Origin of the sequence: Mycobacterium sp. 2-64, assembly GCF_035918375.1 — a bacterium.
Classification (GTDB): domain Bacteria; phylum Actinomycetota; class Actinomycetes; order Mycobacteriales; family Mycobacteriaceae; genus Mycobacterium; species Mycobacterium intracellulare.
Genome location: NZ_CP142361.1, coordinates 4,596,811 through 4,622,758, shown reverse-complemented (window position 1 = coordinate 4,622,758; position 25,948 = coordinate 4,596,811). Strand labels below are relative to the sequence as shown.

25 protein-coding genes are annotated in these 25,948 nt (G+C 65.5%); 13 read left to right on the top strand and 12 right to left on the bottom strand.

The features are described 5' to 3' along the window. Position 1: 1 nt before the first annotated feature. The 6 genes from QGN31_RS21440 to QGN31_RS21415 form a co-directional block, all read right to left on the bottom strand. Complete coding sequence (locus tag QGN31_RS21440; RefSeq protein WP_014383859.1) at positions 2–868, bottom strand: alpha/beta fold hydrolase; 867 nt, start codon at positions 866–868, stop codon at positions 2–4. A gap of 15 nt (positions 869–883) precedes the next feature. Further along, a complete protein-coding gene (locus QGN31_RS21435; RefSeq protein WP_026071476.1) occupies positions 884–1,297 on the bottom strand; it encodes a Rieske (2Fe-2S) protein in 414 nt (137 codons plus the stop codon). A 1-nt stretch (position 1,298) separates the two neighbouring features. Then, positions 1,299–2,444 carry an amidohydrolase family protein gene (locus QGN31_RS21430; protein WP_009952148.1) on the bottom strand — a complete coding sequence of 382 codons (1,146 nt, stop codon included), beginning with the start codon at positions 2,442–2,444 and terminating at the stop codon, positions 1,299–1,301. 40 nt (positions 2,445–2,484) lie between these two features. Further along, the gene (locus tag QGN31_RS21425) at positions 2,485–3,576 is read right to left on the bottom strand and encodes an amidohydrolase family protein (protein ID WP_014379185.1); all 1,092 of its coding nucleotides are present in this window, start codon (positions 3,574–3,576) and stop codon (positions 2,485–2,487) included. Between the two features lie 269 nt (positions 3,577–3,845). Then, a complete protein-coding gene (locus QGN31_RS21420; RefSeq protein ID WP_014383860.1) occupies positions 3,846–4,739 on the bottom strand; it encodes an NAD(P)-dependent oxidoreductase in 894 nt (297 codons plus the stop codon). Positions 4,740–4,748: 9 nt separating this feature from the next. After that, positions 4,749–5,129 carry a carboxymuconolactone decarboxylase family protein gene (locus QGN31_RS21415; RefSeq protein ID WP_014941307.1) on the bottom strand — a complete coding sequence of 127 codons (381 nt, stop codon included), beginning with the start codon at positions 5,127–5,129 and terminating at the stop codon, positions 4,749–4,751. 224 nt (positions 5,130–5,353) lie between these two features. Here QGN31_RS21415 and QGN31_RS21410 point away from each other — a divergent pair, with 224 nt between their 5' ends. The 3 genes from QGN31_RS21410 (at position 5,354) to QGN31_RS21400 (ending at position 8,286) form a co-directional block, all read left to right on the top strand. Beyond that, positions 5,354–6,004, top strand: a complete 651-nt coding sequence (locus QGN31_RS21410; protein WP_014383861.1) for a nitroreductase family protein — start codon at positions 5,354–5,356, stop codon at positions 6,002–6,004. A gap of 124 nt (positions 6,005–6,128) precedes the next feature. Beyond that, a complete protein-coding gene (locus QGN31_RS21405) occupies positions 6,129–7,127 on the top strand; it encodes an acyl-CoA dehydrogenase family protein (RefSeq protein ID WP_014383862.1) in 999 nt (332 codons plus the stop codon). Then, on the top strand, positions 7,111–8,286 hold the full coding sequence (locus QGN31_RS21400; RefSeq protein ID WP_014383863.1) for an acyl-CoA dehydrogenase family protein: 1,176 nt from the start codon (positions 7,111–7,113) through the stop codon (positions 8,284–8,286). Before QGN31_RS21405 ends, QGN31_RS21400 begins: the two co-directional genes overlap by 17 nt. A 265-nt stretch (positions 8,287–8,551) precedes the next feature. On the opposite strand, the gene QGN31_RS21395 is transcribed toward QGN31_RS21400, so the two are convergent. The 6 genes from QGN31_RS21395 to QGN31_RS21370 form a co-directional block, all read right to left on the bottom strand. Next, positions 8,552–9,124: a hypothetical protein gene (locus tag QGN31_RS21395; protein ID WP_014379195.1), complete on the bottom strand. Its 573-nt coding sequence runs from the start codon at positions 9,122–9,124 to the stop codon at positions 8,552–8,554. Then, entirely contained in the window at positions 9,121–9,999 is an 879-nt protein-coding gene (locus QGN31_RS21390; RefSeq protein ID WP_009951806.1) for a hypothetical protein, read from the bottom strand. The genes QGN31_RS21395 and QGN31_RS21390 overlap by 4 nt, the downstream gene beginning before the upstream one ends. A 32-nt stretch (positions 10,000–10,031) precedes the next feature. Continuing rightward, positions 10,032–10,475, bottom strand: coding sequence for a hypothetical protein (locus tag QGN31_RS21385; RefSeq protein WP_172417488.1), 444 nt, complete (start codon positions 10,473–10,475; stop codon positions 10,032–10,034). A gap of 100 nt (positions 10,476–10,575) precedes the next feature. Then, positions 10,576–11,940, bottom strand: a complete 1,365-nt coding sequence (locus QGN31_RS21380; protein ID WP_009951809.1) for a cytochrome P450 — start codon at positions 11,938–11,940, stop codon at positions 10,576–10,578. A 46-nt stretch (positions 11,941–11,986) separates the two neighbouring features. Continuing rightward, positions 11,987–12,184, bottom strand: a complete 198-nt coding sequence (locus tag QGN31_RS21375; RefSeq protein WP_009951811.1) for a ferredoxin — start codon at positions 12,182–12,184, stop codon at positions 11,987–11,989. A gap of 57 nt (positions 12,185–12,241) precedes the next feature. Next, entirely contained in the window at positions 12,242–12,943 is a 702-nt protein-coding gene (locus tag QGN31_RS21370) for an SDR family NAD(P)-dependent oxidoreductase (protein ID WP_009951813.1), read from the bottom strand. Positions 12,944–13,195: 252 nt separating this feature from the next. On the opposite strand from QGN31_RS21370, the gene QGN31_RS21365 reads away from it, so the two are divergent. From QGN31_RS21365 to QGN31_RS21320, 10 genes are all read left to right on the top strand, one after another. After that, positions 13,196–14,773, top strand: coding sequence for an aldehyde dehydrogenase family protein (locus QGN31_RS21365; RefSeq protein WP_085978332.1), 1,578 nt, complete (start codon positions 13,196–13,198; stop codon positions 14,771–14,773). Further along, entirely contained in the window at positions 14,770–15,975 is a 1,206-nt protein-coding gene (locus QGN31_RS21360) for a CaiB/BaiF CoA transferase family protein (RefSeq protein WP_009951816.1), read from the top strand. The genes QGN31_RS21365 and QGN31_RS21360 overlap by 4 nt, the downstream gene beginning before the upstream one ends. A 372-nt stretch (positions 15,976–16,347) precedes the next feature. Then, the gene (locus tag QGN31_RS21355) at positions 16,348–17,154 is read left to right on the top strand and encodes an MlaE family ABC transporter permease (RefSeq protein ID WP_014381835.1); all 807 of its coding nucleotides are present in this window, start codon (positions 16,348–16,350) and stop codon (positions 17,152–17,154) included. A gap of 40 nt (positions 17,155–17,194) precedes the next feature. After that, positions 17,195–18,040: an MlaE family ABC transporter permease gene (locus tag QGN31_RS21350; RefSeq protein WP_026071391.1), complete on the top strand. Its 846-nt coding sequence runs from the start codon at positions 17,195–17,197 to the stop codon at positions 18,038–18,040. Between the two features lie 129 nt (positions 18,041–18,169). After that, positions 18,170–19,333, top strand: a complete 1,164-nt coding sequence (locus QGN31_RS21345) for an MCE family protein (RefSeq protein ID WP_308440615.1) — start codon at positions 18,170–18,172, stop codon at positions 19,331–19,333. Further along, entirely contained in the window at positions 19,330–20,352 is a 1,023-nt protein-coding gene (locus QGN31_RS21340; RefSeq protein WP_009951820.1) for an MCE family protein, read from the top strand. Before QGN31_RS21345 ends, QGN31_RS21340 begins: the two co-directional genes overlap by 4 nt. Next, positions 20,352–21,470 (top strand): MCE family protein, encoded by a 1,119-nt coding sequence (locus QGN31_RS21335; RefSeq protein WP_009951821.1) that lies wholly within the window; start codon positions 20,352–20,354, stop codon positions 21,468–21,470. Before QGN31_RS21340 ends, QGN31_RS21335 begins: the two co-directional genes overlap by 1 nt. Further along, entirely contained in the window at positions 21,467–22,894 is a 1,428-nt protein-coding gene (locus QGN31_RS21330) for an MCE family protein (RefSeq protein ID WP_009951822.1), read from the top strand. The genes QGN31_RS21335 and QGN31_RS21330 overlap by 4 nt, the downstream gene beginning before the upstream one ends. Continuing rightward, positions 22,891–24,177 carry an MCE family protein gene (locus QGN31_RS21325; protein WP_014379203.1) on the top strand — a complete coding sequence of 429 codons (1,287 nt, stop codon included), beginning with the start codon at positions 22,891–22,893 and terminating at the stop codon, positions 24,175–24,177. Before QGN31_RS21330 ends, QGN31_RS21325 begins: the two co-directional genes overlap by 4 nt. After that, complete coding sequence (locus QGN31_RS21320; protein ID WP_014941310.1) at positions 24,178–25,917, top strand: MCE family protein; 1,740 nt, start codon at positions 24,178–24,180, stop codon at positions 25,915–25,917. The last annotated feature ends 31 nt before the right edge of the window (positions 25,918–25,948 follow it).

Below are 25,948 nucleotides of genomic sequence, written 5' to 3'. Positions count from 1 at the left end.
ATTACGAGCCCAGGAATTCCAGGATCGCGGGCGCCGCCTGCACCCACGTGTCGAACATGTTGAAATGCTGCACCCTGCCGGCGGCGCGGTCTTCGGACGCGCGCTCCCAGGCGTCCTCGGGCCAGGGCGGATCAATGAGCTTTGACCCCTTGATCAAGCAACTGACCTCCAGCGACGTCCGCTTGGGGTGATCCATGTCGTTCTCGCCGCCGCGAATGATCAAGGTGGGGACCTTGATCCGGTCGAACATCTCATCCTCGACGCCGGGAATCGTCTGCCCCGGCTTGGAAACGAACGCGTTGAGCCAGCGCAGCATCACCTTGAGGAATTCGTCTTTGTCGACGTCGAGGAATCGCTGCTTGTTGTCCGGGTTCTCCTCGATGCGCTCCCGCCATTCCTGCACCTTCACCACGCCGTCCATGCCGGTGCCGCGCACCGCGAGGATGCTGGGAACGATGTAGAAGGAACCGAGCACGAAGGTGCCGTAGATGCCGCCGACGATGTTCCACACCACGAGCTTGGTGACCATCTCGGGGTAGAGCATCGTGGTGAGCATCGAATCCCTCGCCCCGCCAGAGCCTCCGGCGAGAATGCAGCGCTCGAAGCCCAGGCCGGTCACCAGCTTGTGCAGCGTCTCGGCGCGCATATGGGACTCGCTCTGCCCGTAGAACTGCACGTCCGAGGCGCCGCAGTTGGGGCGGTCCCACAGCAGCACCCGATAGCCGCCCGCGGCCAGCGCGTCGGCCAGTGGGCGCAGGCCGGGGATCTCCTTGCTGAACCGGCCGCCCGGCGTCAGGGCAATGAGATCGCCCGAGTCACCGAGGATTTCGTAGACGACATTTCCCCCGTTGATCTCGATAGAAGGCACCCGATTCTCCTGTTGTTAGGCCTGTACCAAAACGTCTTTGCCGACGACGCGCACCGGATAGGTGCGGATGCTCCACTCCGGCTTGACCGCGGTGGTGCCGGTCGCCAGCTCGAAACCCCATTGGTGCCACGGGCAGTAGATGTATTCCAGGTCGCGCACCATGACCGAGTCACCGGGCGCGGTCTCGTCGACGATCGTGCGTCCTCGGGCACGTCCCGAACACAGCGGCCCGCCTTGGTGGGGGCAGTAATTCGCGATGGCGTAGAAGGTGCCGTTGACGTTGTAGACACCGACACCATGACGTCCGATCGGCACCAGTTTGTGTGTGCCCGGCGGGATTTCGTCCACGGTGGCGACTACATGTTCGCGGCCCTGGGCGAGACGGGGCTCGGGGCGCCTGGTGGTTGCCCCTTCCTCTTGGGTCGTCAATTCAGAGCACCCGGGTCTGACCCTCGAGAACCGGAACGGTCTCGGGCAGGTGGTAAGTCGCGATGCCGTTCTTGTACATCACCGCGTCCCGCGCGTGCTTGGGCAGGTGCTTGACCAGCCAGCGCGGGTCGTCGAACGTCCAGTGCGGGTAGTCCGAGGAGAAGAGCAGGATCTTCTCGCACTCCATCCACTCCAGCGCGCGGGTCAGCTCGGTCTTGTCCTCGGGGTAGTCCAGCGGTTGGGTGGTGAACTTGATGTGGTCCTTGACGTATTCCGAGGGCTTGCGCTTGATGTCCACCCACGACTTGCGGGCGTCGTAGATCGCATCCATGCGCCACATCAACGGCAGGATCCAGCTGAACGCGTGCTCGACGAACACGATCCGCAGCGTCGGGAACCGATCGAAGACGCCGTCGAAGATCAGGCTCATCACCTGGTTGGCGGCCAGGAGCGAGTAGGTCACCATGAAATCGTGGTTGTAGCTGGGGTACCCCACCGGCGGCATCGGCAGCTCGTCGAAGTGGCTGCGCGACAGGTGACAACTCACCGTGATGTCGTGCTTGGTTGCGGCCGCCCAGATCGGGTCGTACTTGGGATGGCCCCATGACGGCCGCGGCTCGGCCTTGATCAGGATCTGCGCCATGTACGGGTGTCCGGCCCAGCGCTCGATCTCGCGCACCGACTCTTCCGGCTCCTCGATGGCCAGGCAGATCGAACCGCGCCAGCGCTCGTGCCAGTTGTTGTGGCTGTCCAGCCAGTGATTGGCCTGCCAGTCGTTGAGCGCGGCCGACATCGCGTGTTGCGCTTCGGGAATGCGCGCCGGGTACGCCGCCGGTTCCAGGATCGCGATGTCGGAGCCGGCCTCCATGATCAGCTGGCGAAACGCCAAGTCCGGGTCGCTGCAAGGGAACTCGCCGTTGGCGGGGAAGGAGTCCACCCGCATCGCATACGAGTGCGCGTAGTCCGGGGCGTCGTAGTAGATCTGCTCACCCACGTTGCGGGTGAGGAAGTACTTACTGCGCCAGGGCTCGGGGATGTACGGGAGGAGCTCTCCGCGCTTGGGTGCCGGGTGGACGTCCGAGTCGACGCACCGGACGGCGATGCGCTCGGCAGCGGGAAGCCGCTCCTGAGAATGGGTCAAACTCATCTGAAACTCCTCGTCTTTCTCGGTCCGCCCGCGTCCACTTCTACTGTGCGCCCACCCCGGCGGGAATGTCTATGCCGTAGAGCTGCGCGGCGTTTCGCCAGCACAACTTCTCGCGCTGCTCGGCGGACAGGGCGCGGGGCAGCTTCGTGATATCGCCGCACTGCCAGTGCGGATAGCTGGAGCCGAACATCACCATGTCGTCCTTGCCGGTGAAGCCGAACCATTCGCCGGCGAACTCGACGTCGCCGGGGCCGTCGAGGCTGCCCTGGACGAAATACACGTGGCCGGGCAGATAATCGCTGGGGATCCGCGGGGACCACGGCGTCTGCTCCAGGTGCGGCCGGCCGAAGGTGTCCATCCGCCAGATGAACGGCGTCACGAAGTCGGCGGCGCCGTCGCCCCACACGAACTTGAGGCCGTCGAACCGCTCGAAGACCCCCTCGGCGATCATGTTCATCAGGTGATACAGGTAGTTCAGCGCCATGAAGCTGACGTACTGCTCGTAGGTTCGGGTGTTCCCTGATGGCGTCGGCGCAAACGCGATGCCCGACCCCACCTCGATGTGCGCGGCGACGGGCAGGCCGGCGTCGACCGCGGCTTCCCAGATCGGCCAGAACTGCGGTTTGCCATACAGCTCGCGGGACTGCAGCGGGACGCCGATCTGAACCACGCGCGGATGGGAACGCCATCTCTCGATCTCCCGCAACGCGCCGGGGATGTCGTCGGGGTTCACCCGGATGGTGCCGCGGAACCGCTCGCCGAACTCGCTGGACTCGAGCCAGTTCGACACCATCATTTCGTTGTGCGCGGCGTGCAGCGCGCTGCCCAGATGCCGGTCCGGCATGATGCCACGGCCCATCGGATGCAGGACCGCCACGTCGACCCCGCGCTTCGTAAAGAGTTCGGCGGCAACGAAATCCGGATCCGACCCGGGGTACTGCCGGTCCGGCCCCTCGGTGTTGGGCGCGTACTCCCCGCCGGGGGCGCCGTACCAGTCCATCTCGTAATCGGGGAAGCCGCGACTCTTGAACGGCTCCCGCAGGGTCTTCCGCAGCGCCTTGTTGGACGGGAAGAAGATGTGCACGCTCGCGTCGATCAGCGGTGTGCTTGTCCCGTCAGCGTGTGTGATCACGAGAGCCACCCTTCGGCTCCGGCGGCCAACAACGAGCCGTGCGAGGTCATGTGAATAGCCAATCTAACATTTTGCTGAGCGCTCAATCAATAGGTTTTCGGTAAGCGTTCCGTTTAGTCGTTATAGCTGGTAGCGGGCATTTTGCGGGTTACTGAGCAAGTGTCGTTCTTCATTACGGATAATACCATTCTCGGGGTTGTCCAGGGATACGATCCGCGTGGCCCGCGCCGCGCGCACTCCTCACAAACTTGCTGTGGCCCCCGCGCGAGCTAGGCCGGGGACGGGCCCACCGTGACGCCGGCGGCCCTCTCGAGCGGTTTGATCACCGTCGTGAAATCGGAATCGGGCCCCTCGTCGCGGGCGACGGCCTCCCACAGCCGGGCGGTCGCCTCCGCGACCTCGGCGGGCACGCCGAGCGCCTTGGCCTCGTCGAGGTAAAGATGCACATCCTTGACCATCAGGCCGGTGGCAAAGCCGTAGTCGAAGGTGCGCGGCAGGATCGCGCGGGGAAACTTGTCGCGGCTCGCGCTCGTCGCGCCCGACCCCGCGTTGAGCACCTCGATCATCACGCCCGGGTCGAGCCCGGCCTTGACCCCCATGACGACCACTTCGGCCGTCGCGGCCAAGACGTTGGCCGCCAGGATGTTGTTGGCCAGCTTCATCGTCTGCGCCGAACCGGGGGTGTCCCCGACATACACGGGCCGGCCGAGGGCGTCGAGCACCGTTCGGATGGCCTCGAATTCGCCGCCGGGCCCGGACACCATGAGCGCCAGCGTCCCCTTCTCCGCGCCGCCCACACCTCCGCTGACCGGGCTGTCGATCCGCGCGATGTTCCGTTCGGCGAGCAGGCCGTGGATCCGCATCGCCATTTGGCTACCGACCGTGGACAAGTCGACGTAGCGCTTGATCCGTTCGCCCTCGATCACGCCCGCCGGGCCGGTGGCCACCTCCAGCGACACCCCGGGTGTGGGCAGGCTGGCCAGCACCGTGTCGGCGCGATCGGCGACCTCGTGGGGTGACGACGCCGGGCGTGCCCCCAGCGCCACGACGCGCGCGAGTGCGGTGCTGCGCGTGTCGAAGGCGACGACGTCGTGCTTTTCCTGAATGAGGCGGCAGGCCATGGGAAAGCCCATGTTTCCCAACCCGATGAAGCCGATCTCCATGATGCGCCCCTAGTCCCGGTCCAGCTCGGCGAACGCCTCGCGGGCGATGCGAAAGCTGTCGACCGCGGCCGGCACGCCGCCGTAGATGGCCACCTGCAGAAAGATCTCGCGAATCTCCTCGCGGGTGACACCGTTGGTCAGCGCCGCCTTGACGTGCATCCGCAATTCGTTGGGCCGATTGAGCACTGCGATCATCGCGAGGTTGAGCATGCTGCGGGTCTTGTGCGGCAGTTCGTCGCGACCCCACACGGCGCCCCAGCAGTACTCGGTGACGAGATCCTGCAGGGGCCCGGTGAAGTCGTCCGCTCCGGCCAGCGCGCGCTCGACGTAGTCCGCCCCCAGTACCTCGGAGCGGATTTGCAGCCCCCGCTCATAGGTTTCGCGATCCAATGTCTTCCTCCTCCACTCCGGGTGCGGCGGCCGCGGTGGTTGCCGCTGAGCTCGAACTGCCTGAGCGCAGTCTTGCACCGCGCCAAAACCGCGAGGTCTACAGTCGAGGTTCACATGGACCTTCCCGCTCACCTCGTCGTTCCCCACGGAACGTCACCGCGTCCCAATTCGCCTGCGGTGAACAAGAATACGAGCGAAACGAACCTCGACGTGGAGGAGACGCGATGACCGGAGCAAGCGCCGACGTCTGGGAAGTCATGGCGACCGCCCGAACGATCCGGCGCTTCACCGACCAACCGGTGGACGACGCGACCCTGACGCGGTGCCTCGAGGCGGCGCGATGGGCCCCCTCCGGCGCCAATGCCCAGGGCTGGCGTTTCGTGGTGCTGCGGTCGCCCGAGCAGCGCGCCGTGGTGGCCAAGGCCGCCGCCCACGCACTGCAGGTGATCGAGCCGGTCTACGGAATGAGCCGGCCCGCCGACGGCGACAACAGCCGTCGCGCCCGCACCTACCGCGCGACCTACGAATTGCACGACCGCGCCGGTGAATTCACGTCGGTGCTGTTCGCGCAGGCGCACTACCCGACGGCATCGGAACTGCTGCTGGGCGGTTCGATCTTCCCCGCCATGCAGAACTTTCTGCTCGCCGCTCGTGCACAGGGGCTCGGCGCCTGCATGACCAGCTGGGCCTCGTACGGCGGTGAGCAGCTGCTGCGCGATGCCGTCGGTATCCCCGACGGCTGGATGGTCGCCGGGCACATCGTGGTCGGATGGCCCAAGGGCAAACACGGGCCGCTGCGCCGCCGTCCGCTTGCCGAGTTCGTGAACCTCGACCGCTGGGATGGAGCCGCCGACGGGCTGCTGACCAGCGACTAGGTGGCCTCAGCGATCCGGCTCGTCACTCACCGTTCGGTGAACCCATGCCCGGATTCAGAGATTATTACTTCCGGAACCGAGAATGATATTCTCGCCGTGACAGTCACGACGAGAGGCGGCGCGGATGCTGTTGGAGTTCGATGCTGATCAGCGACTGTGGCAGGACACGGTGCGCGATGCCGTCACCAAGCAGTGCCCGCCCTCGCTGGTGCGCAGCGTGGCCGAAGAAGGCGTCGACCCGAGCCCGCTGTGGAACTCCTATGTGGATCAGGGCTGGACCGAGCTGAACGACCCGGAGAGCACGGTCGAGCTCGCCATCGTTCTCGAAGAGCTGGGCCGCGCCACCGATCCCACACCGTTCCTGGCGACGATGAGCCAGTTCGCGCCGCTGGTGGCGGATCGCTTCGACCCGCACGAGTCGGGCACGGCCGTGTACGGCGGGGTGGTGGCATACCGCGACGCCGAAGGCTGGGTGTTGGACGGCACCGCGCGCCATGTGCTCGACGGCGATCGCGTCGACCGCCTCGCGGTGGTGACCGACGCGGGCGTGTTCATCGCGCCGTCCAGCCAGGTGTCGGCCCGCCGCACGGCGGTCTTCGACCCCGTCCTGCACGTGGCCGACCTGTCGTTCGGCGAGGTCCGGGTCCCCGACACCGCCCGTATCAGCGTGGACGACGAGCGCGCGCACCATATTGCGTTGACGGGCATGGCAATCACCATGGTCGGCGCCTGCCAACGCATCCTCGACCTGGTGCTCGAGCACGTGAGTAGCCGCCAGCAGTTCGGTGTGCCGATCGGCTCGTTCCAGGCCGTGCAGCACAAGGCCGCCGACATGCACGTCGCGGTGCAACGGGCGAGGGCGTTGGCGTACTTCGCGGCATTGACGATCGCGGCGGACGATCCGCGCCGCCGGCTGGCGGCCGCGATGGCCAAGGCGTCGGCGGGGGAGTGCCAGTCGCTGGTCTTCCGTCACGGCTTGCAGCTGCACGGCGCGATGGGATTCACGTGGGAGAACGACCTGCAGTTCGCGCTCAAGCGCGCGAAGGCGGGCGAACTCATGCTGGGCGGCGCGGCGGAGCATCGGGCGAGGATCGCCGAGGAATATCGTGCAGCTGACTTTTGATCCCGACGTCGAGGCGTTCCGGTCCGAGTTTGCGGCCTTCCTCGACGAAAACCTGCCTCCCGCAAGCGAAACGAGCGAGCGCCCGCGGTCGGTGTCGCATATGCCGCAGTGGGCGCGACGTTGGCAACGGCTCCTCTTCGACAACGGCTGGTTGTTGCCGAGCCAGCCACCGGAATACGGTGGCCGCAACGCGACCGTGCTGCAGCAGTTCGTCTACCTGGAGGAACTGAGCCGCCGCCGCATCTATCACAGCTTCAACCCGCAGGGCGTCAATATCGTTGCGGCATCGCTGTTGTCGTTCGGCAGCGATGAGCAGAAACAACGCTGGGCCGTGCCCGTCCTGCGCGCCGAGATGACCGCGTCGCTGGGGATGAGCGAGCCCAGCGCGGGTTCTGACCTGGCGTCGCTACGCACCCGCGCGGTGCTTGATGGCGATCACTTCGTCGTCAACGGGCAGAAGGTGTGGACCTCCGGGGCCCACGACGCCGACTTCTTGTTGACCTTCGTGCGGACGGATCCAGATGCGCCGAAGCACAAGGGAATCAGCGCGCTGGTCATTCCCACCGACACCCCCGGCGTCGTCCGCCGGCCCTTCCCGTCGATCTGCTCGATCGACGATTTGGACTTCAACGAGGTGTTCTTCACCGACGTGCGGGTGCCGGCGGAAAACCTGGTCGGTGAACTCAACCAGGGATGGATGGTGGCCAACGGTTCGTTGGGCCACGAGCGCACCATGATGTGGCTGGGCTTTGCGGACCGTCTCGAGAACATGATCGACGACTTCCACCCCACCACCGATGTCGAGCGCGACCAGTACGCCACGACGATCATGGACCGGCAGGCGCTGCGCCTGCTGGGCTCGGCCGCCCTGGCCCGCACCGCCCGTGGCGAAGACGACGTGGCCGCGATCTCGGTGCTCAAGCTGCTCGGCTCCGAAGCGGAGTTGCGCGGGATGGAACTGGCGCTGACCTCCGCGGGCGCCGACGGGCTCGTTCAGCCCGGGCAGACCGGGCCGTATGCGCACATGAATCTCGACCACTACTTCGCCAGTTGGTTTGAGCGCTTTGCCCGCAGCTTCTCGGGGACCATCGCCGGCGGCACGTCGGAAATCCAGCGCAACATCATCGCCCAGCGGGTGCTCGGACTCCCGCGCGCCTAGCGCGTGTCAAAGCGCCTGTCCAGAGAACTTGCTGGGCAACGGGATCCGGACCACGTCCGGAGTTGCCAGCTGGCCGGCAAGCACGGCAACGCGGTGGGGAAGGCCATGTGCTCAGCATGGCGACGGGCCGCCGCGCAGCGTGAAGCCACGGCTTTGAGCGTGAAGCCAGGGTGGCAGCCACCGGCGTGTCGTCGCCCTCAGCGCACAGTCAAAGCCGCGGATTCACACTCGATGACGATGCGACCCGGCGACACCTAATGTGTTTTTAGACAGGGTCGAATTTGGTGATCAGCCACTTGCCGTTGACCCGGGTGAGGCTCACCAGCACGCTGCTCGACGCCATCGCTGGGTCTGGGTTGTCCTTGCTCGTGGTGCTCTGATCGACCAGCACCAGCACGACTGCCGAATTCGGATGTAACTCCTGGACCGCGGCCCCCAACACTCGAGCGGTGGTCTTCAGTGACTTCTGTTTGGCCGCCGGAGCCACGATCTGCTCGGTGAACTGGTTGTAGTACGACAAGAAGTCGCCGGACAGGTGCGACTTGGCGGTGGCGAAATCTTTGTCGAGAGAGTCGGGCGAGTAGGAGAGCAGCGCGACCGTTCCGTCGGAGGCGGCATTGACGACCGCGGTCGCGACGCTGGCGTCTGTCTGCTTATCGGGCCGGTACTGCTTGAAGTACAGCCACGTCGCCCCACCACCGGAAAGCAGCAGCAGCGCAATCAGAATCGCCGGAACGACTTTCACCCTGCGCCGCGCCGGTGGGGCACTTGTTTCGCCGCCCTCGGTTCGGTCGGCAGACTCGTCGGCGGTGTCGATGCTGGGCTCGTCCTCACTCATGGGATGAACTCCACGTTGGACATCTTGTATTGCCCGCCGTCGTTTTTGACGGTCACCTTGAGCCGCCAATTGCGCGGTTCGTCTTTGGCGCCCGCGGCGTTGGTGATGCGCGACGTCGCCGCGACGAGAACCAACGCGAAATCGCCGTTGATGGATTGCACGGCCGCCGCGTTCACGGTTCCTTTGGTCACCACCTTGGACTGCTCGACGACGGTCGTGAAATCTTTTGCGCGGGCCTGGAAGTCGTCGTGGAACTGGCCGGTCGAGCTGTCGATCACCCGCTGGACGTCCTCCTTGGCCTTATTGCAGTCCATGGAAGTCAAGTTGACGACACCTTGTCTGGCTCCCGCGACGAAGTTCGCGATCCGCTGGCTGCGCTCGTTGACTTCATGGCGGTTCCACATCATGTATCCGCTGGCCGCGACGAAGGCGCAGATGAGCAGGATGACGGCCACTTTCCACGTCACGGACAGCGGCGGCATTCGCAAGCGCCGCCGGCTGCGGGCCGGCTCGGTTTCCGGTTCCGCGTCTTCGGGGGTTTCGTCGGAAACTTCTTCTTTTTCGGTCTCCGCCTCGTCGGCGTCGGTTGCCTCGTCGGTGTCGGCGACGTCGTCGTCGGCCTTCGGCCCGTCGGTGTCGGTTGCTTCCTCGGCGGCCTTCTCCTCGGCGGCCTTGTCCTCGGCGGCCTTTGCCTCGGCCTCTTTTCGGGCTTCGTCCAGCGCTTCGCGCCGGAGCCTGGCGGCGCGGGCGCGGGCGCGCGCCGCTGCGGCAAGCGCTTCGGCTTCGGCTGCTTCGGCCTCGGCTTCCTCGAGCAATGCCCTGGCATCGGCTTTCGACGTGGCCGAATCGCGCGGCGGTTCTTTGGCCTCAGCCATCGTGCTTACCGACTCCTGTACCTCTCACGCGGCTAGAATCGCACGAGCGTGAACGGCCAACTGTTGGTGCCCCCCGGTCCGCCACCGCAACCGGTGTCGAACGTCGAGTCGACCTGACCCGCCAGCGTCACCGCATCCCACGAGTAAACATCATGCGAGGGAAAGAACTGGACCACGCAGCGCACACCATCGGGCACGTCGACGGCCATGGTGTAGCGGCCGTTGGACAGGCGGGCCTCTCCCCGGTAGACCGTCGCCTGCCCGTTGGGCTGCGGAGTCGCGTAGATCTGCAGGCATCCCGGCTGATTAGGGAAGCACGGGTTGATCGACCAAACCCAGAAATGGCCGGGATCCCGGTCCGAGTTCACACTGTAGTTGGAATACAGCATGTCCGCGTGGGCGGTCGGCGCGATGGTCAGCGCGGCCATGGCAACCGCAAGGCTCACTGCGAATCGCTTCACCGTTGCGTCTCCCATCTCTGCACACGCGCTTGCGCCCAAATATAGGGGGCGGTCACGCTGAACAGGCCTACTCGGAAAAATTGCGGCCGTCAACGATTGGTCCGTCCAGGCCTACCTAGTCGATGACCGCGGCTTCCTTGCGTTCGGTGATCGGCCGGGCGAGCTCTTGTTCGTCGCAAATGCGTTGGAGCTTTTCGAGCGTCTCGTCCAGGCCGGCTCCGATCCTGCGGCCGGGCGTGAAGGTCGCCGGCAGCTTACGCATGCCCTGGATGACACCGATAGTCTCGTAATGGACGGTCCCCTCGGGATCGCACTTGTAGTCGGGCATCCGGTCGAGAACCGCGGTCAGCATGGATTTGAACACCGTGCGTGCCACATTCGACCCGATGCATCGGTGGACCCCGAGCCCAAAGCTGAAGTGCCGGTTACCCTTACGGTCGAGGATGATCTCGTCCGGGTCGTGGAACACCGCGGGGTCTCGGTTGGCCATCGCCCACGAAATCCACAGCCGCTCGCCCTCTTTGAACCGGGTGCCGTCGAGTTCGGTGTCTTCGGCGAAGGTCCTGCCGTCCCCGGGTGCCGGGGTGAAGTAGCGCAGGAACTCTTCGGTCGCCGGGTCGAGCAGGGTCTTGCGCTCGTCGCTGAGCAGCTGCCGTTGCTCCGGGTGCTCCGAAAGCCACTCCAGCGAGTGCGCGGTGAGTGCGGTCGTGGTGTCGAAGCCACCGCCGATGACCAACCCGAGGTTGCCGAGGATCTCCAGTTCCGGGGCGGGCTCGCCGTCGATGCGCATCTGAAGCAGACCGTTCACGATTCCTGGCCGCGGGTTGGCGCGGATCTCGATCATGTTGTTGACCATGTCGAGTCCCATTTCCCGGTGCATCGCGGTGACCCGCTCGATGTCAGGGGAGTGCTCGGGTGTGTAGACCGCGGCATGCACCGGCTCGCTGTACATGTTCCACTTCTTCAGCGGGATGCCGAGCATGGCCAGGGTGAAGACGGCGGGCACGATGTTGGCGAGGTCGTCGACGAAGTCGATGCTGCCGCCCTCGATCTTCTCGTCGAGGCAGGCGCGCGTCACGTCGTCGATGAACGGCTCCCAGCGCTTGATCGCGGCCGGGGACAGATAAGGGTTGAGCACGGTCCGGTAGGTGCGGTGCTCGGGGTCGTCCATCTCCAGGATGCCGCCGCGGACGGCGCTGACGCGGCTGGCCGTGGGGATCGAAATGCCTTTATAGCCACGGCGTTCGCCGTGGATGTCGTGGTCGTTGGAGACCGCCGGGCAGCGCGCCAGCTCGAAGACCTCGTGGCTGCCGGCCGCCACCCAGTGGCCGCCGTAGGTATCCGTCCAGGCCATGGGGCACTTGGCGTGCATCTCTTCGGTGATGGTCTTGAACTGCGACCGATACTCGGAAGAATGCCGATCGAAGTGGTATCGGTTCTTCTTCCGGTCACCGTCATTGACGACGTCGTCGACACTCAACGCTCTGTCTCCCTCAGTGTTTCGCTTCTACGACTTCGGTGCCGGCTCAGTCTTCGGTGATCATGATGGCCTGCTCCGGACAGGACTGCGCCGCCTCACGAACCTGGTCCTCCCGATCGGCGGGCACCACTTCGTCGATCGCCGACGAGCTGCCGTCGATGTCGCTGAGCTGAAACGAATCCGGAGCGATCATCGCGCACAGGGTATGGCCCTGGCATCGCTGCGAATCCACCCAAACCTTCACGGCTGTCTCCTCTCACCTGATGCTGGTTGCCGGGCACTGTCGACGAATCGCCACCGCTCAGGTGTTGCGACCGCCGTTGACGCCCAAGATCTGACCGGTGATGTAGCCGGCTTCCTCGGACACCAGAAACGCGCACGCCGCGGCGATGTCCTCGGGTGTGCCGATGCGACGGACCGGGGTGCGGGCGATGGTCTCTTCGATGTCGCCGAGGAAGCCGTTCTTCTCGGCGGCGCGCAGCATCGGGGTGTCGATGAAGCCGGGCGGCACGGCGTTGACCGTGATGCCCTTGGGCCCGTATTCGAGTGCCAGCGATTTCGTGAGGCCGTTGACCGCCGACTTGGCCGCCACGTAGTGACTCATGTAGGGCGCGCCGGAATGTGTGCTCGACGAAGAGATATTGACGATGCGTCCCCAGCCGGCCTCGACCATGTCGGGCAGCACCGCCTGGACGGTGTGGAAGACGCCGTTGAGGTTGACGTCGATCACCCGCCGCCAGTCCTCGAAGGTGATGTTGTGGAACTTCTTGAAGCCGTCCAGCCCGGCGGCGTTGACCAGCACCGTCACCGGGCCGAGTTGGGCGCGGATCGCCGAGAGCGCGGCGTCCACTTGCGACCGGTCGGTCACGTCGGCGGTGAAGGTGAATTCGGCGTCCGACGGCCGCAGGTCGATGGTGGCGACGTTCAAGCCGTCGGCGCGTAGGCGCTGCACGACGGCAAGGCCGATGCCGGATCCGCCACCGGTGACCACCGCAGTCTTCATCTTGAGGCCTCTACTTTGACGGGGGCCATTTCAGCCACAAAGAATCTCCCTTACAATTATGAGAACCCTACTCTCCACGCGGAGTGGCGTGCAACACGCCCGCGAAACCGCGTTCGGCCTGCGTCGAGAGGGCCTCGGGGGCAACTTCTGGCCGTTTGCGCCGCTGGTCAGCAGCTCGATCTCATTCCTGAGACTTTCTTGAATTATCGAAACTCGAATGTAAGATTCGCCGGGGAAGAGAATGAAATTATCGTGATCGTCACCACACCAGGGGGTACCGGCATGCCTGCCCAGGACACGGCAGAACCCGCCGTTGGGTCCACAGCGACCATCGCGGAAGCCGCGCCTGAGCCGGGCCCGGGGTCAGGCGCAGACCGCCGCCTGTTGATCGACGGCCGCCTCGTCGCCGCCGGCAAGACGTTCGCTTCGATCAATCCCGCGACGGGCGCTGTCATCGGGCACGCGCCGGACGCCGGCGCCGAGGAGGCCGAAGCGGCGATCGCGGCGGCGCGTCGCGCGTTCGACAGCACCGACTGGCCCACCGATGTCGAGTTGCGCATTCGCTGCCTCGACCAGCTGCACCGGGCGCTCGTCGAGCACGCCGACGAGTTGCGTGAGCTCACCATCGCCGAGGTCGGCGCCACCCGCGCGCTGACCCAGGGCGCGCAGCTCGACGAGCCGATCGGCATCGTGCGCTTCTACGCGGACCTGCTGCGCACCTATCAGTTCTCCGAGGACCTCGGGGAACGGGAATCGCGGGGCATGCTGCACCACCGCTGGGTGGAAAAGGAAGCCGCCGGGGTGGTCGGCGCCATCATCGCCTACAACTATCCGAACCAGCTCGCGCTCGCCAAGCTGGCGCCGGCGCTTGCCGCGGGATGCACGGTCGTGCTCAAGGGCGCCCCGGACACGCCGCTGGTCACCTTGGCGCTCGGCGAGCTGATCGCCAACCACACCGACATTCCCGCCGGCGTGGTCAACGTGCTCAGTTCGTCGGATCCCGTGTCCGGGGTCGCGCTGACCACCAGCCCGGACGTCGACGTCATCACCTTCACCGGATCGACCGAGGTCGGGCGCAAGATCATGGCCGCCGCCAGCCAGACCGTCAAGCGCGTCTTTTTGGAGCTGGGCGGCAAGTCGGCGGCGATCATGCTCGACGACGCCGACTTCGCCAACGCGGCGCTGTTCGCAGCCTTCAGCATGGTGACCCACGCCGGCCAGGGGTGCGCGCTCACGTCGCGGCTCCTGGTGCCCCGATCGCACCACGACGAAATCGTCGACCTCATCTCGCAGAACTTCGCCAAGGTGAGCCACGGCGACCCGGCCGACCCCAAGACCTACATGGGCCCGCTGATCAACGAACGGCAGCGGGACAAGGTCGACGGCATGGTCCAGCGCGCCGTCGCCGCCGGGGCAACCCTGGTCACGGGCGGCAAGCGGCTCGATCCCGGCTATTTCTATGCGCCGACGCTGCTCACCAACGTCGATCCCGATAGCGAGATCGCCCAGGACGAGGTCTTCGGGCCGGTGCTCGCGGTGATCGCGTTCGACGATGACGACGATGCGGTGCGCATCGCCAACAACTCGATCTACGGCCTGGCGGGCGCGGTGTTCAGCCGCGACCAGGACCGGGCGCTGGCCGTGGCGCGCCGGATCCGGGCCGGATCGTTTTCGATCAACGGCGGCAACTATTTTGGCGCCGACAGCCCGTTCGGGGGCTTCAAGCAGTCGGGCGTCGGCCGCGAGATGGGGGTGGCCGGGTTGGAGGAGTTCCTCGAGCGCAAGACGTTCGCCGTTCCCGCGGTGCCGACCAAGGGGGCGGGCGCGTGAGGCCGCTGGAGGGCATCCGGGTGCTGGAAGTCGCCATGTACGGGTTCGTCCCGTCGGCGGGCGCGGTGCTCGCCGAATGGGGCGCCGACGTGGTCAAGGTCGAGCACGCGGTGACCGGCGACCCGCAGCGCGGGCTGCGCCAGACCGGGATGTTGCGCGTCGAAGGCGATCCCAACCCCAACATCGAGCACGCCAACCGCGGCAAGCGCAGCATCGGGCTGGACATGTCGGTGCCCGAGGGCAAGGAAGTGCTCTACGAGCTGGCCCGTCGCTCCGACGTGTTCCTGACCAGCTTCCTTCCCGCTCATCGGAACAAGTTCGGCATCGACGTCGACGACATTCGTACGGTCAACCCGAACATCATCTACGCCCGCGGCAGCGCACTCGGCCCGCGCGGCGGCGAGGCGGAGAAGGGTGGCTACGACATGACCGCCTTCTGGTGCCGGGCGGGAACCGCGGCGACCATTACTCCCGCCGGGATGCCGGGCATGATCGCCCCGCCCGGGCCCGCCTACGGCGACACCATCTCGGGGACCAACCTCGCCGGCGGCATCGCGGCCGCGCTGCTCAAACGTGAGCGCACCGGCGAACCGTCCGTCGTCGATGTGTCACTGCTGGGCAGTGGGCTGTGGTCGATGGGGCACACCGTCGCGCTGACCAAGCATCTGGGGCAGCGGCTCGAAGCGCCCCCGCCCGGCGTGCACGGCGCGCCCAACAATCCGTTGGTGGGGCTGTACACGACGTCCGACGGCCGCTACATCTCCTTTGTGATGATGCAGCCCACCAAGTTCTGGGCTGACGTGTGCCGCCACGTCGACCTGCCGGAGCTGGCCGACGATCCGCGCTTCGCCACGGTGGAGGAGATTGCCGCCAACACGGCGGAAGCGGTGGAGCTTTTGAGCAAGGCCATCGCAACCCGCACCCTGGCCGAGTGGAGCGAACGCTTCGCGACGCTGTCCGGGCCGTGGGCGCCGGTGCAGGACACCCTGCAAGCCGTCGACGACGCGCAGATCCGCTCGAACGAGTACATGGTGCGAGCGGGTGAGCTCGAATTGGTTGCCAACCCGGTACAGTTCGACGTCGCAGCGCCACAGACCGGACCGGCCCCCGGGTTCGCTGAGCAGACCGACGAAATTCTGATGGAACTCGGACTCGATTGGGACCGCATCATCGAGCTCAAGACGGCCGGCGCCGTCACCTAGGACTGGAGTTTGCCTGATGCCGAACATGTTTGTTGCGACCCACCCGTGCCGCGTCGCCGTTCCGACGTTGCGGAGTCCGATAACGGTTATGCCTTTTTCGCTCCGCCGGGACGGCGCATGAGTCATAATCTCCGGACGCTTCAAGACGTGGGGCCACCCGTTTTGCAGCGCCGACTCCCGCAGCAGAACGGAGGACTGGCGTGACCGAGGTCGCGGCTGTCGTACCGGATGTCGACTCCGAAATGCGGCCGCCCGCTGCGCTTTTCGCCATCGGCGGCACGGCTTCGCGGGCGCCGGTTCTGCCGAATCTACCGCAGGCCTTGCGCCGGAACAAGACTGGCAGTCTCGTAATGCCGAAAGGGTGTTGTTCCCATGGCGAATAAAGGGGCTGACCGCTGGTCACCCGGGATCATGTTGGGGCGCGGCTCCAAGCCGGCACAGGCGATCGGTGGGTTGTTCGCGATGTCGGCGGACGCGGTCAAGTTCTTGTTCCAGCGCCCGTTCCAGTGGCGTGAGTTTCTCGAGCAGTCGTGGTTCATCGCGCGGGTCGCGATTGCGCCGACATTGTTGGTGGCCATCCCGTTCACCGTTCTGGTCAGCTTCACCCTGAACATCTTGCTGCGGGAACTCGGTGCCGCGGACCTTTCCGGCGCGGGCGCGGCGTTCGGTGCCGTCACTCAGATCGGCCCCATGGTGACCGTGTTGATCGTGGCCGGCGCCGGCTCCACGGCGATGTGCGCGGACTTGGGGTCGCGAACCATCCGAGAAGAGATCGACGCGATGGAGGTGCTCGGCATCAATCCGGTGCAGCGCCTGGTGACTCCGCGCATGCTGGCCGCGGGGCTGGTGGCCCTGTTGCTGAACAGTCTGGTCGTCATCATCGGCATCGTCGGTGGCTACGCCTTCTCGGTGTTCATTCAAGACGTCAACCCAGGCGCGTTCGCTGCGGGCATCACCTTGCTCACCGGCGTGCCGGAAGTGATCATTTCTTGCGTCAAGGCAGCGCTTTTCGGCCTTATTGCCGGATTGGTCGCGTGCTATCGCGGGTTGACGATCACCGGCGGTGGCGCCAAGGCCGTCGGCAACGCCGTCAACGAAACCGTGGTGTATGCGTTCATGTCCCTGATGGTCGTCAACGTGGTTGTCACCGCCATCGGCATCCGATTTTCGGCCAAGTAGCGGCCAAGTAGTGACGAAGGAGGTGTAAGGACAGATCGTGATAGCCCTACGCGCTACCTACCCGCGTCTGACGCGGCAGCTTGAGAAGCCCGTCAGCACGTTGAGTCGGATCGGCGATCACACGCTGTTCTACGCCAGGGCGCTGGCCGGGGTGCCGTTCGCGACGGCCCACTACCGCCGCGAGATCATTCGCCTCATTGCCGAAATCAGCATGGGGGCGGGCACATTGGCGATGATCGGCGGCACGCTGGGAATCGTCGGCTTCATGACACTCGCCGCCGGTGGCGTGCTGGCAGTCCAGGGCTATAGCTCGCTGGGCAATATCGGCATCGAGGCGCTGACCGGATTCCTATCGGCGTTCATCAACGTGCGGATTGCCGCGCCGATCGTCGCAGGCATCGGTTTGGCGGCCACGTTCGGCGCCGGCGTGACCGCGCAGCTGGGCGCCATGCGGATCAACGAAGAAATCGACGCCCTGGAATCCATGGCTATCCGGCCGGTTTCGTATCTGGTCAGCACCCGGATCGTCGCCGGGATGCTCGCGGTGACCCCGCTCTATTCCATCGCCGTCATCTTGTCGTTCGTGGCCAGTCAGTTCATCACGGTGTTCATGTTCGGTCAGTCAAGCGGTTTGTATCAGCACTACTTCACCACGTTCCTCAACCCCATCGACTTGTTGTGGTCATTCCTGCAAGCCGTTTTGATGGCGCTGACCGTCTTGTTGATCCATACCTACTTCGGTTACTTTGCCTCCGGCGGCCCGGCCGGCGTCGGCGTCGCGACCGGCAACGCGGTGCGCACCTCGCTGGTCGTGGTGGTATCCGTGACGCTGCTGGTCTCGCTGTCGATCTACGGCTCCAACGGCAACTTCAACTTGTCCGGGTAGGGGAGGAGACCTGACGTGACGGACCGCCTCGGACCCGGCCCTATCGACCGTTCGGAAACAGCCAGCAGCGCAGCGCCTGTCGCGGCGTCACCCGGTGGCAACTTCGGCGCGCAATCGTATGCGCGCCCCCTGGCCGGTTTGGCGACCGTCGCCGTGGTCGCCGTGATCGTCGCCGTTGCCGTTGGCCTGTTTCGGGGCTCTTTCACCGAAACCGTGCCGGTGACCGTGATTTCGCAACGAGCCGGCCTGGTCATGAACCCGGACGCCAAGGTCAAGATGCGCGGCGTGCAGGTGGGCAAGGTCGCCTCGATCGACCCGCTGCCCAACGGCCAAGCGGCCATCCACTTGGCGATGGACCCGTCCCAGTTGCACTTCATCCCCGGCAACGTGCTCGTCGACATCGCGTCCTCGACGGTGTTCGGCGCCAAGTCCGTCCTGCTCGTAGAACCGGCCCAACCCTCGGCGCAGCGGCTACACAGCGGCCAGACGCTGCAGGGCCAGCACGTCATGGTCGAAATCAACACGGTGTTCCAGCAACTGGTGTCGGTCCTGAGCCACATCGATCCGCCCAAGCTCAACGAGTCGCTGGGTGCGCTGGCACAGGCGTTCAGTGGGCGGGGTCCACAGCTTGGCCAATCGCTGAGCGACCTGGATTCCTTTCTCGCCAGGCTGGAGCCGAGCCTGCCCGCTTTCCGGCATGACCTCTCGGTCTTACCGGTGGTGTCCAACGCCTACGCCGACGCGGCGCCCGACCTGATGAAGACCGCCTCGAACGCGACGCGGATCAGCAAGACGATCGTCGACGAGCAACGCAACCTGGATGCGTTGCTGATCAGCGCGATCGGCCTGGCCGACATCGGCAACGACGTCTTGTCGACGAACCGTCAACCGCTGACGGACGTGGTGCATCTGCTGGCACCGACCACGGATCTGACCAATGAGTACGCCCCGGCGCTCAACTGTGCTTTCGCCGGGCTCGTACAGATAACGCACGGGGCGCCGTTGTCGGAACCGAGCATCAACATCTCGGCGAGCCTCACGTGGGGCGCCGAACGTTATCGGTATCCGACGAACCTGCCCAAGGTCGCGGCGACGGGCGGCCCGCAATGTGTGGGCCTGCCGAAGCTGCCGTTCAATACCGCCCCGCCGCAGTTGATTGCCGACATCGGCGCCAACCCGGTGAACTACGGAAACCCGCAGCTTTTGCTCAACTTCGACGGGCTGAAGCAGCTGTTGTACGGGCCGATCGCCGGCCCGCCGCGCAACCCCGCCCAGATCGGACAACAGGGATGAGAACGCGCGCAACGCTCATCAAGTTCGCGACCTTTGCGGTCGTGATGGCGGTGCTGACCGCCTTCCTGTTCTTCATCTTCGGCCAGTACCGGACGGGCGCGACGACCGGGTACTCGGCGGTGTTCAACGACGTGTCGCGGCTGAAACCGGGCGAGTCGGTGCGCGTCGCCGGGATTCGCGTCGGCACCGTCGACAGCGTTTCGTTGCGGCCCGACAAAAAAGTCGTGGTGAAGTTCGATGCCGACCGCAACGTCGTCCTCACCGAGGGCAGCAGGGCGGCGGTCCGCTACCTGAACCTGGTGGGCGACCGCTACCTCGAACTGCTCGATGGTCCGGGCTCGCCCAAACGGCTGCCCGCCGGCGGTCAGATTCCCGTCAGCCGCACCGCGCCCGCGCTTGACCTCGACCTCCTCCTCGGCGGACTGAAACCCGTTACGCAGGGGCTGAATCCGCACGATGTCAACGCGTTGACCGCAGGGCTGCTGCAGGTCTTCCAGGGTCAGGGTGGGACGATCGAGTCGCTATTCACCAAGACGACGTCGTTTTCGAACGCCTTGGCCGACAACGATCAAACCGTGCAGCAGCTGATCGACAACCTCAACACGGTGATCGGCACGATCGCCAAGGACGGCAAACAGTTCTCCGGCGCAATCGATCGCCTCGAGCAGCTTGTCAGCGGGCTGTCGAATGACCGCGACACGATCGGGTCCGCGATTGACGCCCTGGACAGGGGAACCGCCTCGCTGGCGGACCTGCTTGCCGAGGCTCGCCCGCCGCTGTCGGGGACCATCGCTCAGCTGAATCGACTGGCACCCATTCTCGACAACGACAAGGACCGCATCGACACCGCAATTCAGAAGGCGCCCAGGAACTACCGCAAGCTGGTTCGACTCGGCGTGAACGGCGCCACCATCCCGTACTACATCTGCCAGTTCGGGCTCCGCGGTACGGATCTCAACGGCAAGACCGTGCGCGCCAATATCTTCAGGTCAGATGCAGGAAGGTGCACGGAACCCTAATGCTCAAGTATCGCGGAGCCGGGCTGGTCAAAGCCGGACTCATCGGCACCGTCCTGGCGGTGATGGTCATCCTGGTGGGGCTGTCGCCCGACCGATTCGTCGCATGGGCGACGATGGTCAGGTACCAGGCGCTGTTCACCGAAGCCGGGGGCCTTGCGGCGGGCAACCCCGTCATCGTGTCGGGGATGAAGGTCGGCACGGTGTCGGATGTGAAGCTGCGCCATGGCGATGCGCTGGTGACGTTCGCGATGAAGGGCAACGTCCTGCTCGGCTCGGAGACCTCCGCGCACATCCGCACGGGCACGCTGCTGGGCGAGCGGATGCTCGCTGTGGAGTCCGCCGGCAGCGGCACGATGCACCCGATGGCCCTCATCCCCGTCTCGCGCACGTCCTCGCCGTATTCGTTGACCGAAGCGGTCAGCGACCTGACCACCGACACCGCGGGAACCAATACCGCGGCGCTGAATCAGTCGCTGGACACGCTGGCGGCGACGCTGGATCAGATTGCGCCCCAAATGGGCCCGGCCTTCGACGCGCTCACTCGGTTATCGCGCACCCTCAACAGTCGCAACAAGAACCTGGGAGACCTTTTCAAGAGCGCCGGCGACGTCACGGGGGTTCTTTCCGAACGCAGCCAGCAGGTCAACAAGCTCATCCTCAACTCCGACTCCCTGCTCCAAGTCCTGGTGGCGCGGCGTCAAGAGATCGTCGACCTGCTGGCCAACACGTCGGCGGTGGCCAAGCAGCTGACGGCATTGGTGCACGACAACGAAAGCACGTTGGCGCCGACGCTGGAGAGACTGAATTCGGTGACCGCGATGCTGGAAAAGAACCGCGACAACATCGCCAAGTCGCTGGCGGGCCTCAAGAAATTTCAGATCACGGTCGGTGAGGCCATCGCCGGTATGTACGCCTACCAGGCGTTCGCCCCGAACTTCCTTATCCCGCAACTCTTCCAGGAGTTGTTCGACTACCTCTGGGGATTCCGCACCTTCGATACGTCGAAGGGTCCCGGCTTCCCATCGCCGGTGCCTCGGGCGCTGACCCCCTGGCCCTACAACTCCATTCCAATGTGCCCTGGCTGCACGTTGGGCGGACGGGTCGGAGGGTCACAGTGACCTCCTGGACCTCTCGGATCCCGCGCAAGCGGCTCGCGGCCGTGACGGCGGTTGCCTTGGTCGGGCTCCTGCTTGCCGGAGCGGCCGTGGTCGTCCGCAATACGTTCTTCGGGCAGAAGACGATCACGGCGTATTTCACCACCGCCACCGCGATCTATCCCCACGACGAGGTGCGGGTTTCGGGTGTCAAAGTCGGCACCATCAAATCCATTCAGCCGCAGGGCACCCAGGCCAAGATGATCCTCAAGGTCGACCATGACGTGCCGATTCCGGCGGACGCGAAGGCGGTGATCGTCGCCTCGAACCTGGTGTCCGCCCGCTACGTTCAGCTCGCCCCGGCCTATCGAGACAGCGGGCCGGTCATGCGGGACGGCGCGGTCATACCGGTCGAACGGACCGCGGTGCCGGTCGAGTGGGACGAGGTCAAAACCCAGTTGATGCGGCTGGCAACGGATTTGGGACCCAAAAGCGGGGTATCGGGCACATCCGTCGGCCGGTTCATCGACAGCGCCGCCAACGCCCTCGACGGCAACGGCGACAAGCTGCGGCAAACGCTCGGTCAGCTCTCGGGCGTCGGCCGGATCCTCGCCAACGGCAGCGGCAACATCGTCGACATCATCAAAAACCTGCAGACGTTCATCGGCGCGCTACGCGACAGCAACGTGCAGATCGAGCAGTTCAACGGTCGCCTGGCCACGCTCACCAGCGTCGTCAACGACAGCAAATCCGACCTGGACGCGGCGCTGACCGATCTGTCGACGGCGGTCGGCGAGGTACAGCGATTCATCGCCGGCACACGCAACCAGACCAGCGAACAGATCGCCCGATTGGCCGACGTCACGCAGAACCTGGTCGATCACCACCTGGACCTGGAGAACATCCTGCACGCAGCGCCGAACGCGTTCGGCAACTTCTTCAACGACTACAACGCCGACACCGGAACCATCGTCGGAGGATTCGGGCTCATGAACATGTCGAATCCCACATGGGGCGGTCAGGTTCTGTTATCCGTACCGGGCTGCACGCAAATCGGCGCCATCGGGAACATCACCTCGGTCGAAACGGGCAAGCTCTGCTCCCTGTTCATTGGTCCTGGATTGCGGCAGACCAGCTGGAATAACTCGCCCCTTCCGCTAAACCCGTTCATATCCAAGTCGATTGACCCGGCCAGGGTTCTCTACACCGAACCGCGCCTGGCACCCGGCGGGGAGGGCCCGAAGCCCACGGCACCCGAGATCCCGCCCGCGGTATCGGCCTACACCGGCCTGCCGGGTGACCCGGTGGGACCGCCGGGGGCGGTGCCACCGGCGCGGATACCGGGCGCGGCGATGCCGCTGCCGCCCCCACCGTCGACACCGGCGCCACCACCGCCGGCGCCGAGTGCCTCGGAGATGCTGTTGCCGACAGACGGGCCGCAACAATGATCGCCCGGGCAGCGGCACGGCGGGTGTTCACCGTAGGCTGTTGCGTGGTGTTGACGGCGACGGGATGCGCGTTCCACGGCCTGAATTCACTACCCCTGCCGGGCGCGGTCGGACGCGGGCCGGGGGCCAACATCTACCACGTCGAACTCCCCAATGTCGGTACGATGGAGTCGAATTCGCCGGTGATGATCAACGACGTCGTGGTCGGCAGTGTCGGCACGATGAGGGTGCATGGCTGGCACGCCGACGTCGAGATCTCCGTCAAGCGCGACGTGGTGGTCCCGGCCAATGTGGTGGCCACCGTCGGTCAGACCAGCCTGCTGGGCTCGATGCATGTGGAGCTCAATACCCCGCTGGGCCAGCAGGGCAGCGGACGGCTGCAACCGGGCGCCACCATCCCGCTGAGCCGGTCCTCGGCCTACCCGTCGACCGAGCAGACGCTGTCATCGCTGGGCGCGGTCGTCAACGGCGGTGGACTGGGTCAGATCGGGGAAGTCATCCACAATTTCTCGGCCGCCCTGTCCGGGCACGAGGGTGCGGTGCGTGACCTGATCACCCGCCTGGACACGTTCGTGGGAACTCTGGACGACCAGCAGGACAACATCATTGCCTCCATCCAGGCGCTGAATCGGCTGTCGGCCACCTTCGCCGACCAGCGCGACGTTGTCACCGACGCGCTGCGCAAGATACCGCCGGCGCTCGAGGTGTTGATCAAGGAGCGGCCGCGTCTGACGGCGGCGCTGGATCACCTCCGCGTGTTCAGCAACACCGCCAACCGGCTGGTCAACGACGCCCAGGCCGACCTGGTGAGGAACCTCAAAAACTTGGAGCCGACCATCAAAGCGCTCGCCGACGTCGGACCGGATTTCGGCGCGGCCATCGCGGCGTCGTTCGTGTTCCCGTTCACCCAGAACTTCGTCGACCGAGCCGTCCGAGGCGACTTCTTCAACCTGCATTTCGATTTCGACCTGACGATCCCAAGGCTCAAGAAGGGATTGTTCCTGGGAACCCACTGGGGGCAACTCGATATGCCGGTGCCGCCGGTGCCCGGGGATCCGTATCGCATGAATTACACGCTCGATCCCTTGCATAACCCGCTGAGGCCACCGTGGGTCGATCCCGACGCGTTGCCGTTGCCCCCGCCACCGCCGGGTGCGGTGCCGGGACCGGGGAACTATGGACCTCGTCCGGGGCCTGCTCCGGCTGAGGCGCCGATGCCTGACGCGAATCTGGGTCAAACGCCACCGCCGGCGGAGGCACCTTCGACGGGAGCGGGTGGATAGATGCTGACGCGCTTCGTTCGTATTCAGCTGGGGATTTTTTTGGTCGCCGGGATCATCGGCGTGGTCGCGATGGTGCTCTTCTACATTCAGGCGCCGACCCTGCTCGGCATCGGCCGGATGACGGTGACGCTGGAGTTGCCGGCCACCGGCGGGCTGTACCGGTTTTCCAACGTGACCTACCGCGGTGTTCAGCTCGGCAAGGTCACCGCGGTGGGTTTGACGCCGACGGGCGCGAAAGCGACGCTGTCGCTGAGCACTTCACCAAAAGTCCCCGCGGACCTGACCGCCGAGGTGCTCAGTGTCTCCGCGGTGGGTGAGCAGTACGTGGACCTGCGGCCCAAAACCAATTCGCCGCCCTACCTGCACGACGGCTCGGTAATCTCCGTGCGCGACACCACGATTCCGCAGCCGGTCGCCCCGATGCTCGAGCAGGTCAATGCCATGGTTCAAAGCATCCCGAAGGCCAAACTCGGCCAATTGCTCGACGAGTCCTTCGAGGGCTTCAACGGCACCGGTTACGACCTGGGCTCACTGATCGATTCCTCGAAGACCCTGTCGCGCGACGCCAACGGCGTCGTCGATCGCACCCGGGCCCTCACCGAAGACACCGGGCCGCTGCTGGATACCCAGGCGCACACCACCGACTCGATCAGAACGTGGGCGCGCAGCTTCGCCGGCATCTCGGATGTGTTGGTGAACAACGATTCCCACTTCCGGACCATCCTGGAGAAGGGTCCGGACACCGCGAACGAAGCATCCCGGCTTCTCGAACAGATCAAGCCGACGCTGCCGGTGTTGCTCGCCAACCTGACCACCATCGGGCAGGTCGGCATCACCTACCACCCCTCGATCGAGCAGCTGCTGGTGCTGCTGCCCTCGGGGGTCGCAATCGAGCAGGCCGCTACGGGTGAAAACCACCCCGACGGTAGGGCTTACGGCGACTTCGCGGCCACGGTCGACGATCCGCCGATCTGCACCGTCGGCTTCATGCCGCCCAACACCTGGCGATCCCCGGACGACCTCAGCGACATCGACACACCGGACGGGTTGTATTGCAAACTCCCGCAGGATTCGCCGATCGCGGTTCGCGGTGCCCGCAACTATCCCTGCATGGGTCACCCGGGCAAGCGCGCGCCCACCGTCGAAATCTGCAACAGCGACAAGCCGTACATGCCGCTGGCGATGCGCCAGCACACCACGGGGCCCTACCCATTGGATCCGAACCTGATTTCCCAGGGCGTCCCGCCCGATGACCGGATTACCGTCAACGACAGGATCTTCGGCCCGGTCGAGGGCACGCCGCTGCCCCCGGGGGCGGTGCCTCGCGGCGACGCGGCGGGGCCGCGGGGAGAAAATCCACCGCCGGGCACGGCGGGGGCAGCTGTGCCCCCCATGCCGTCGTCGGGACCAACGCTGGCGCCGATGACGAGAATGTCGGCTGACATCCCGGCTTTTGCGCCGCTCGATGTCGCTGCCCCGGGCGAGCTTCCGACGCCACCGCCGCCACCACCGGTGCCCGCACTAGCGCCTGCACCGCTGGATCAGGTCGACGGTGGACAGCCCCAGGCCGCGCCAAGCTCGTTCGGCGCCAACACATCTAAGCCCGCGCCCTCGGTCGTGGTGGCGAAGTACGATCCGCACACCGGTCGTTACGTCGGGCCGGACGGAAAGTTGTACCAGCAGTCGGATCTCGTCGCTCAGAAGGCGCCCAAGACGTGGAAGGACATGCTCCCCACCTGAATCCACCCGGAGGCGAAGCGCGGGAACGACG

What these genes read in the sequence shown, in the direction of transcription:
- QGN31_RS21355 (WP_014381835.1), top strand. Translation starts at nt 16,348, where the DNA reads ATGGCGAATAAAGGGGCTGACCGCTGGTCACCCGGGATCATGTTGGGG.
- QGN31_RS21340 (WP_009951820.1), top strand. Translation starts at nt 19,330, where the DNA reads ATGAGAACGCGCGCAACGCTCATCAAGTTCGCGACCTTTGCGGTCGTG.
- QGN31_RS21385 (WP_172417488.1), bottom strand. Translation starts at nt 10,475, where the DNA reads ATGGGAGACGCAACGGTGAAGCGATTCGCAGTGAGCCTTGCGGTTGCC.
- QGN31_RS21430 (WP_009952148.1), bottom strand. Translation starts at nt 2,444, where the DNA reads ATGAGTTTGACCCATTCTCAGGAGCGGCTTCCCGCTGCCGAGCGCATC.
- QGN31_RS21395 (WP_014379195.1), bottom strand. Translation starts at nt 9,124, where the DNA reads ATGAGTGAGGACGAGCCCAGCATCGACACCGCCGACGAGTCTGCCGAC.
- QGN31_RS21410 (WP_014383861.1), top strand. Translation starts at nt 5,354, where the DNA reads ATGACCGGAGCAAGCGCCGACGTCTGGGAAGTCATGGCGACCGCCCGA.
- QGN31_RS21320 (WP_014941310.1), top strand. Translation starts at nt 24,178, where the DNA reads ATGCTGACGCGCTTCGTTCGTATTCAGCTGGGGATTTTTTTGGTCGCC.
- QGN31_RS21420 (WP_014383860.1), bottom strand. Translation starts at nt 4,739, where the DNA reads ATGGAGATCGGCTTCATCGGGTTGGGAAACATGGGCTTTCCCATGGCC.
- QGN31_RS21390 (WP_009951806.1), bottom strand. Translation starts at nt 9,999, where the DNA reads ATGGCTGAGGCCAAAGAACCGCCGCGCGATTCGGCCACGTCGAAAGCC.
- QGN31_RS21325 (WP_014379203.1), top strand. Translation starts at nt 22,891, where the DNA reads ATGATCGCCCGGGCAGCGGCACGGCGGGTGTTCACCGTAGGCTGTTGC.
- QGN31_RS21370 (WP_009951813.1), bottom strand. Translation starts at nt 12,943, where the DNA reads ATGAAGACTGCGGTGGTCACCGGTGGCGGATCCGGCATCGGCCTTGCC.
- QGN31_RS21335 (WP_009951821.1), top strand. Translation starts at nt 20,352, where the DNA reads ATGCTCAAGTATCGCGGAGCCGGGCTGGTCAAAGCCGGACTCATCGGC.
- QGN31_RS21405 (WP_014383862.1), top strand. Translation starts at nt 6,129, where the DNA reads ATGCTGTTGGAGTTCGATGCTGATCAGCGACTGTGGCAGGACACGGTG.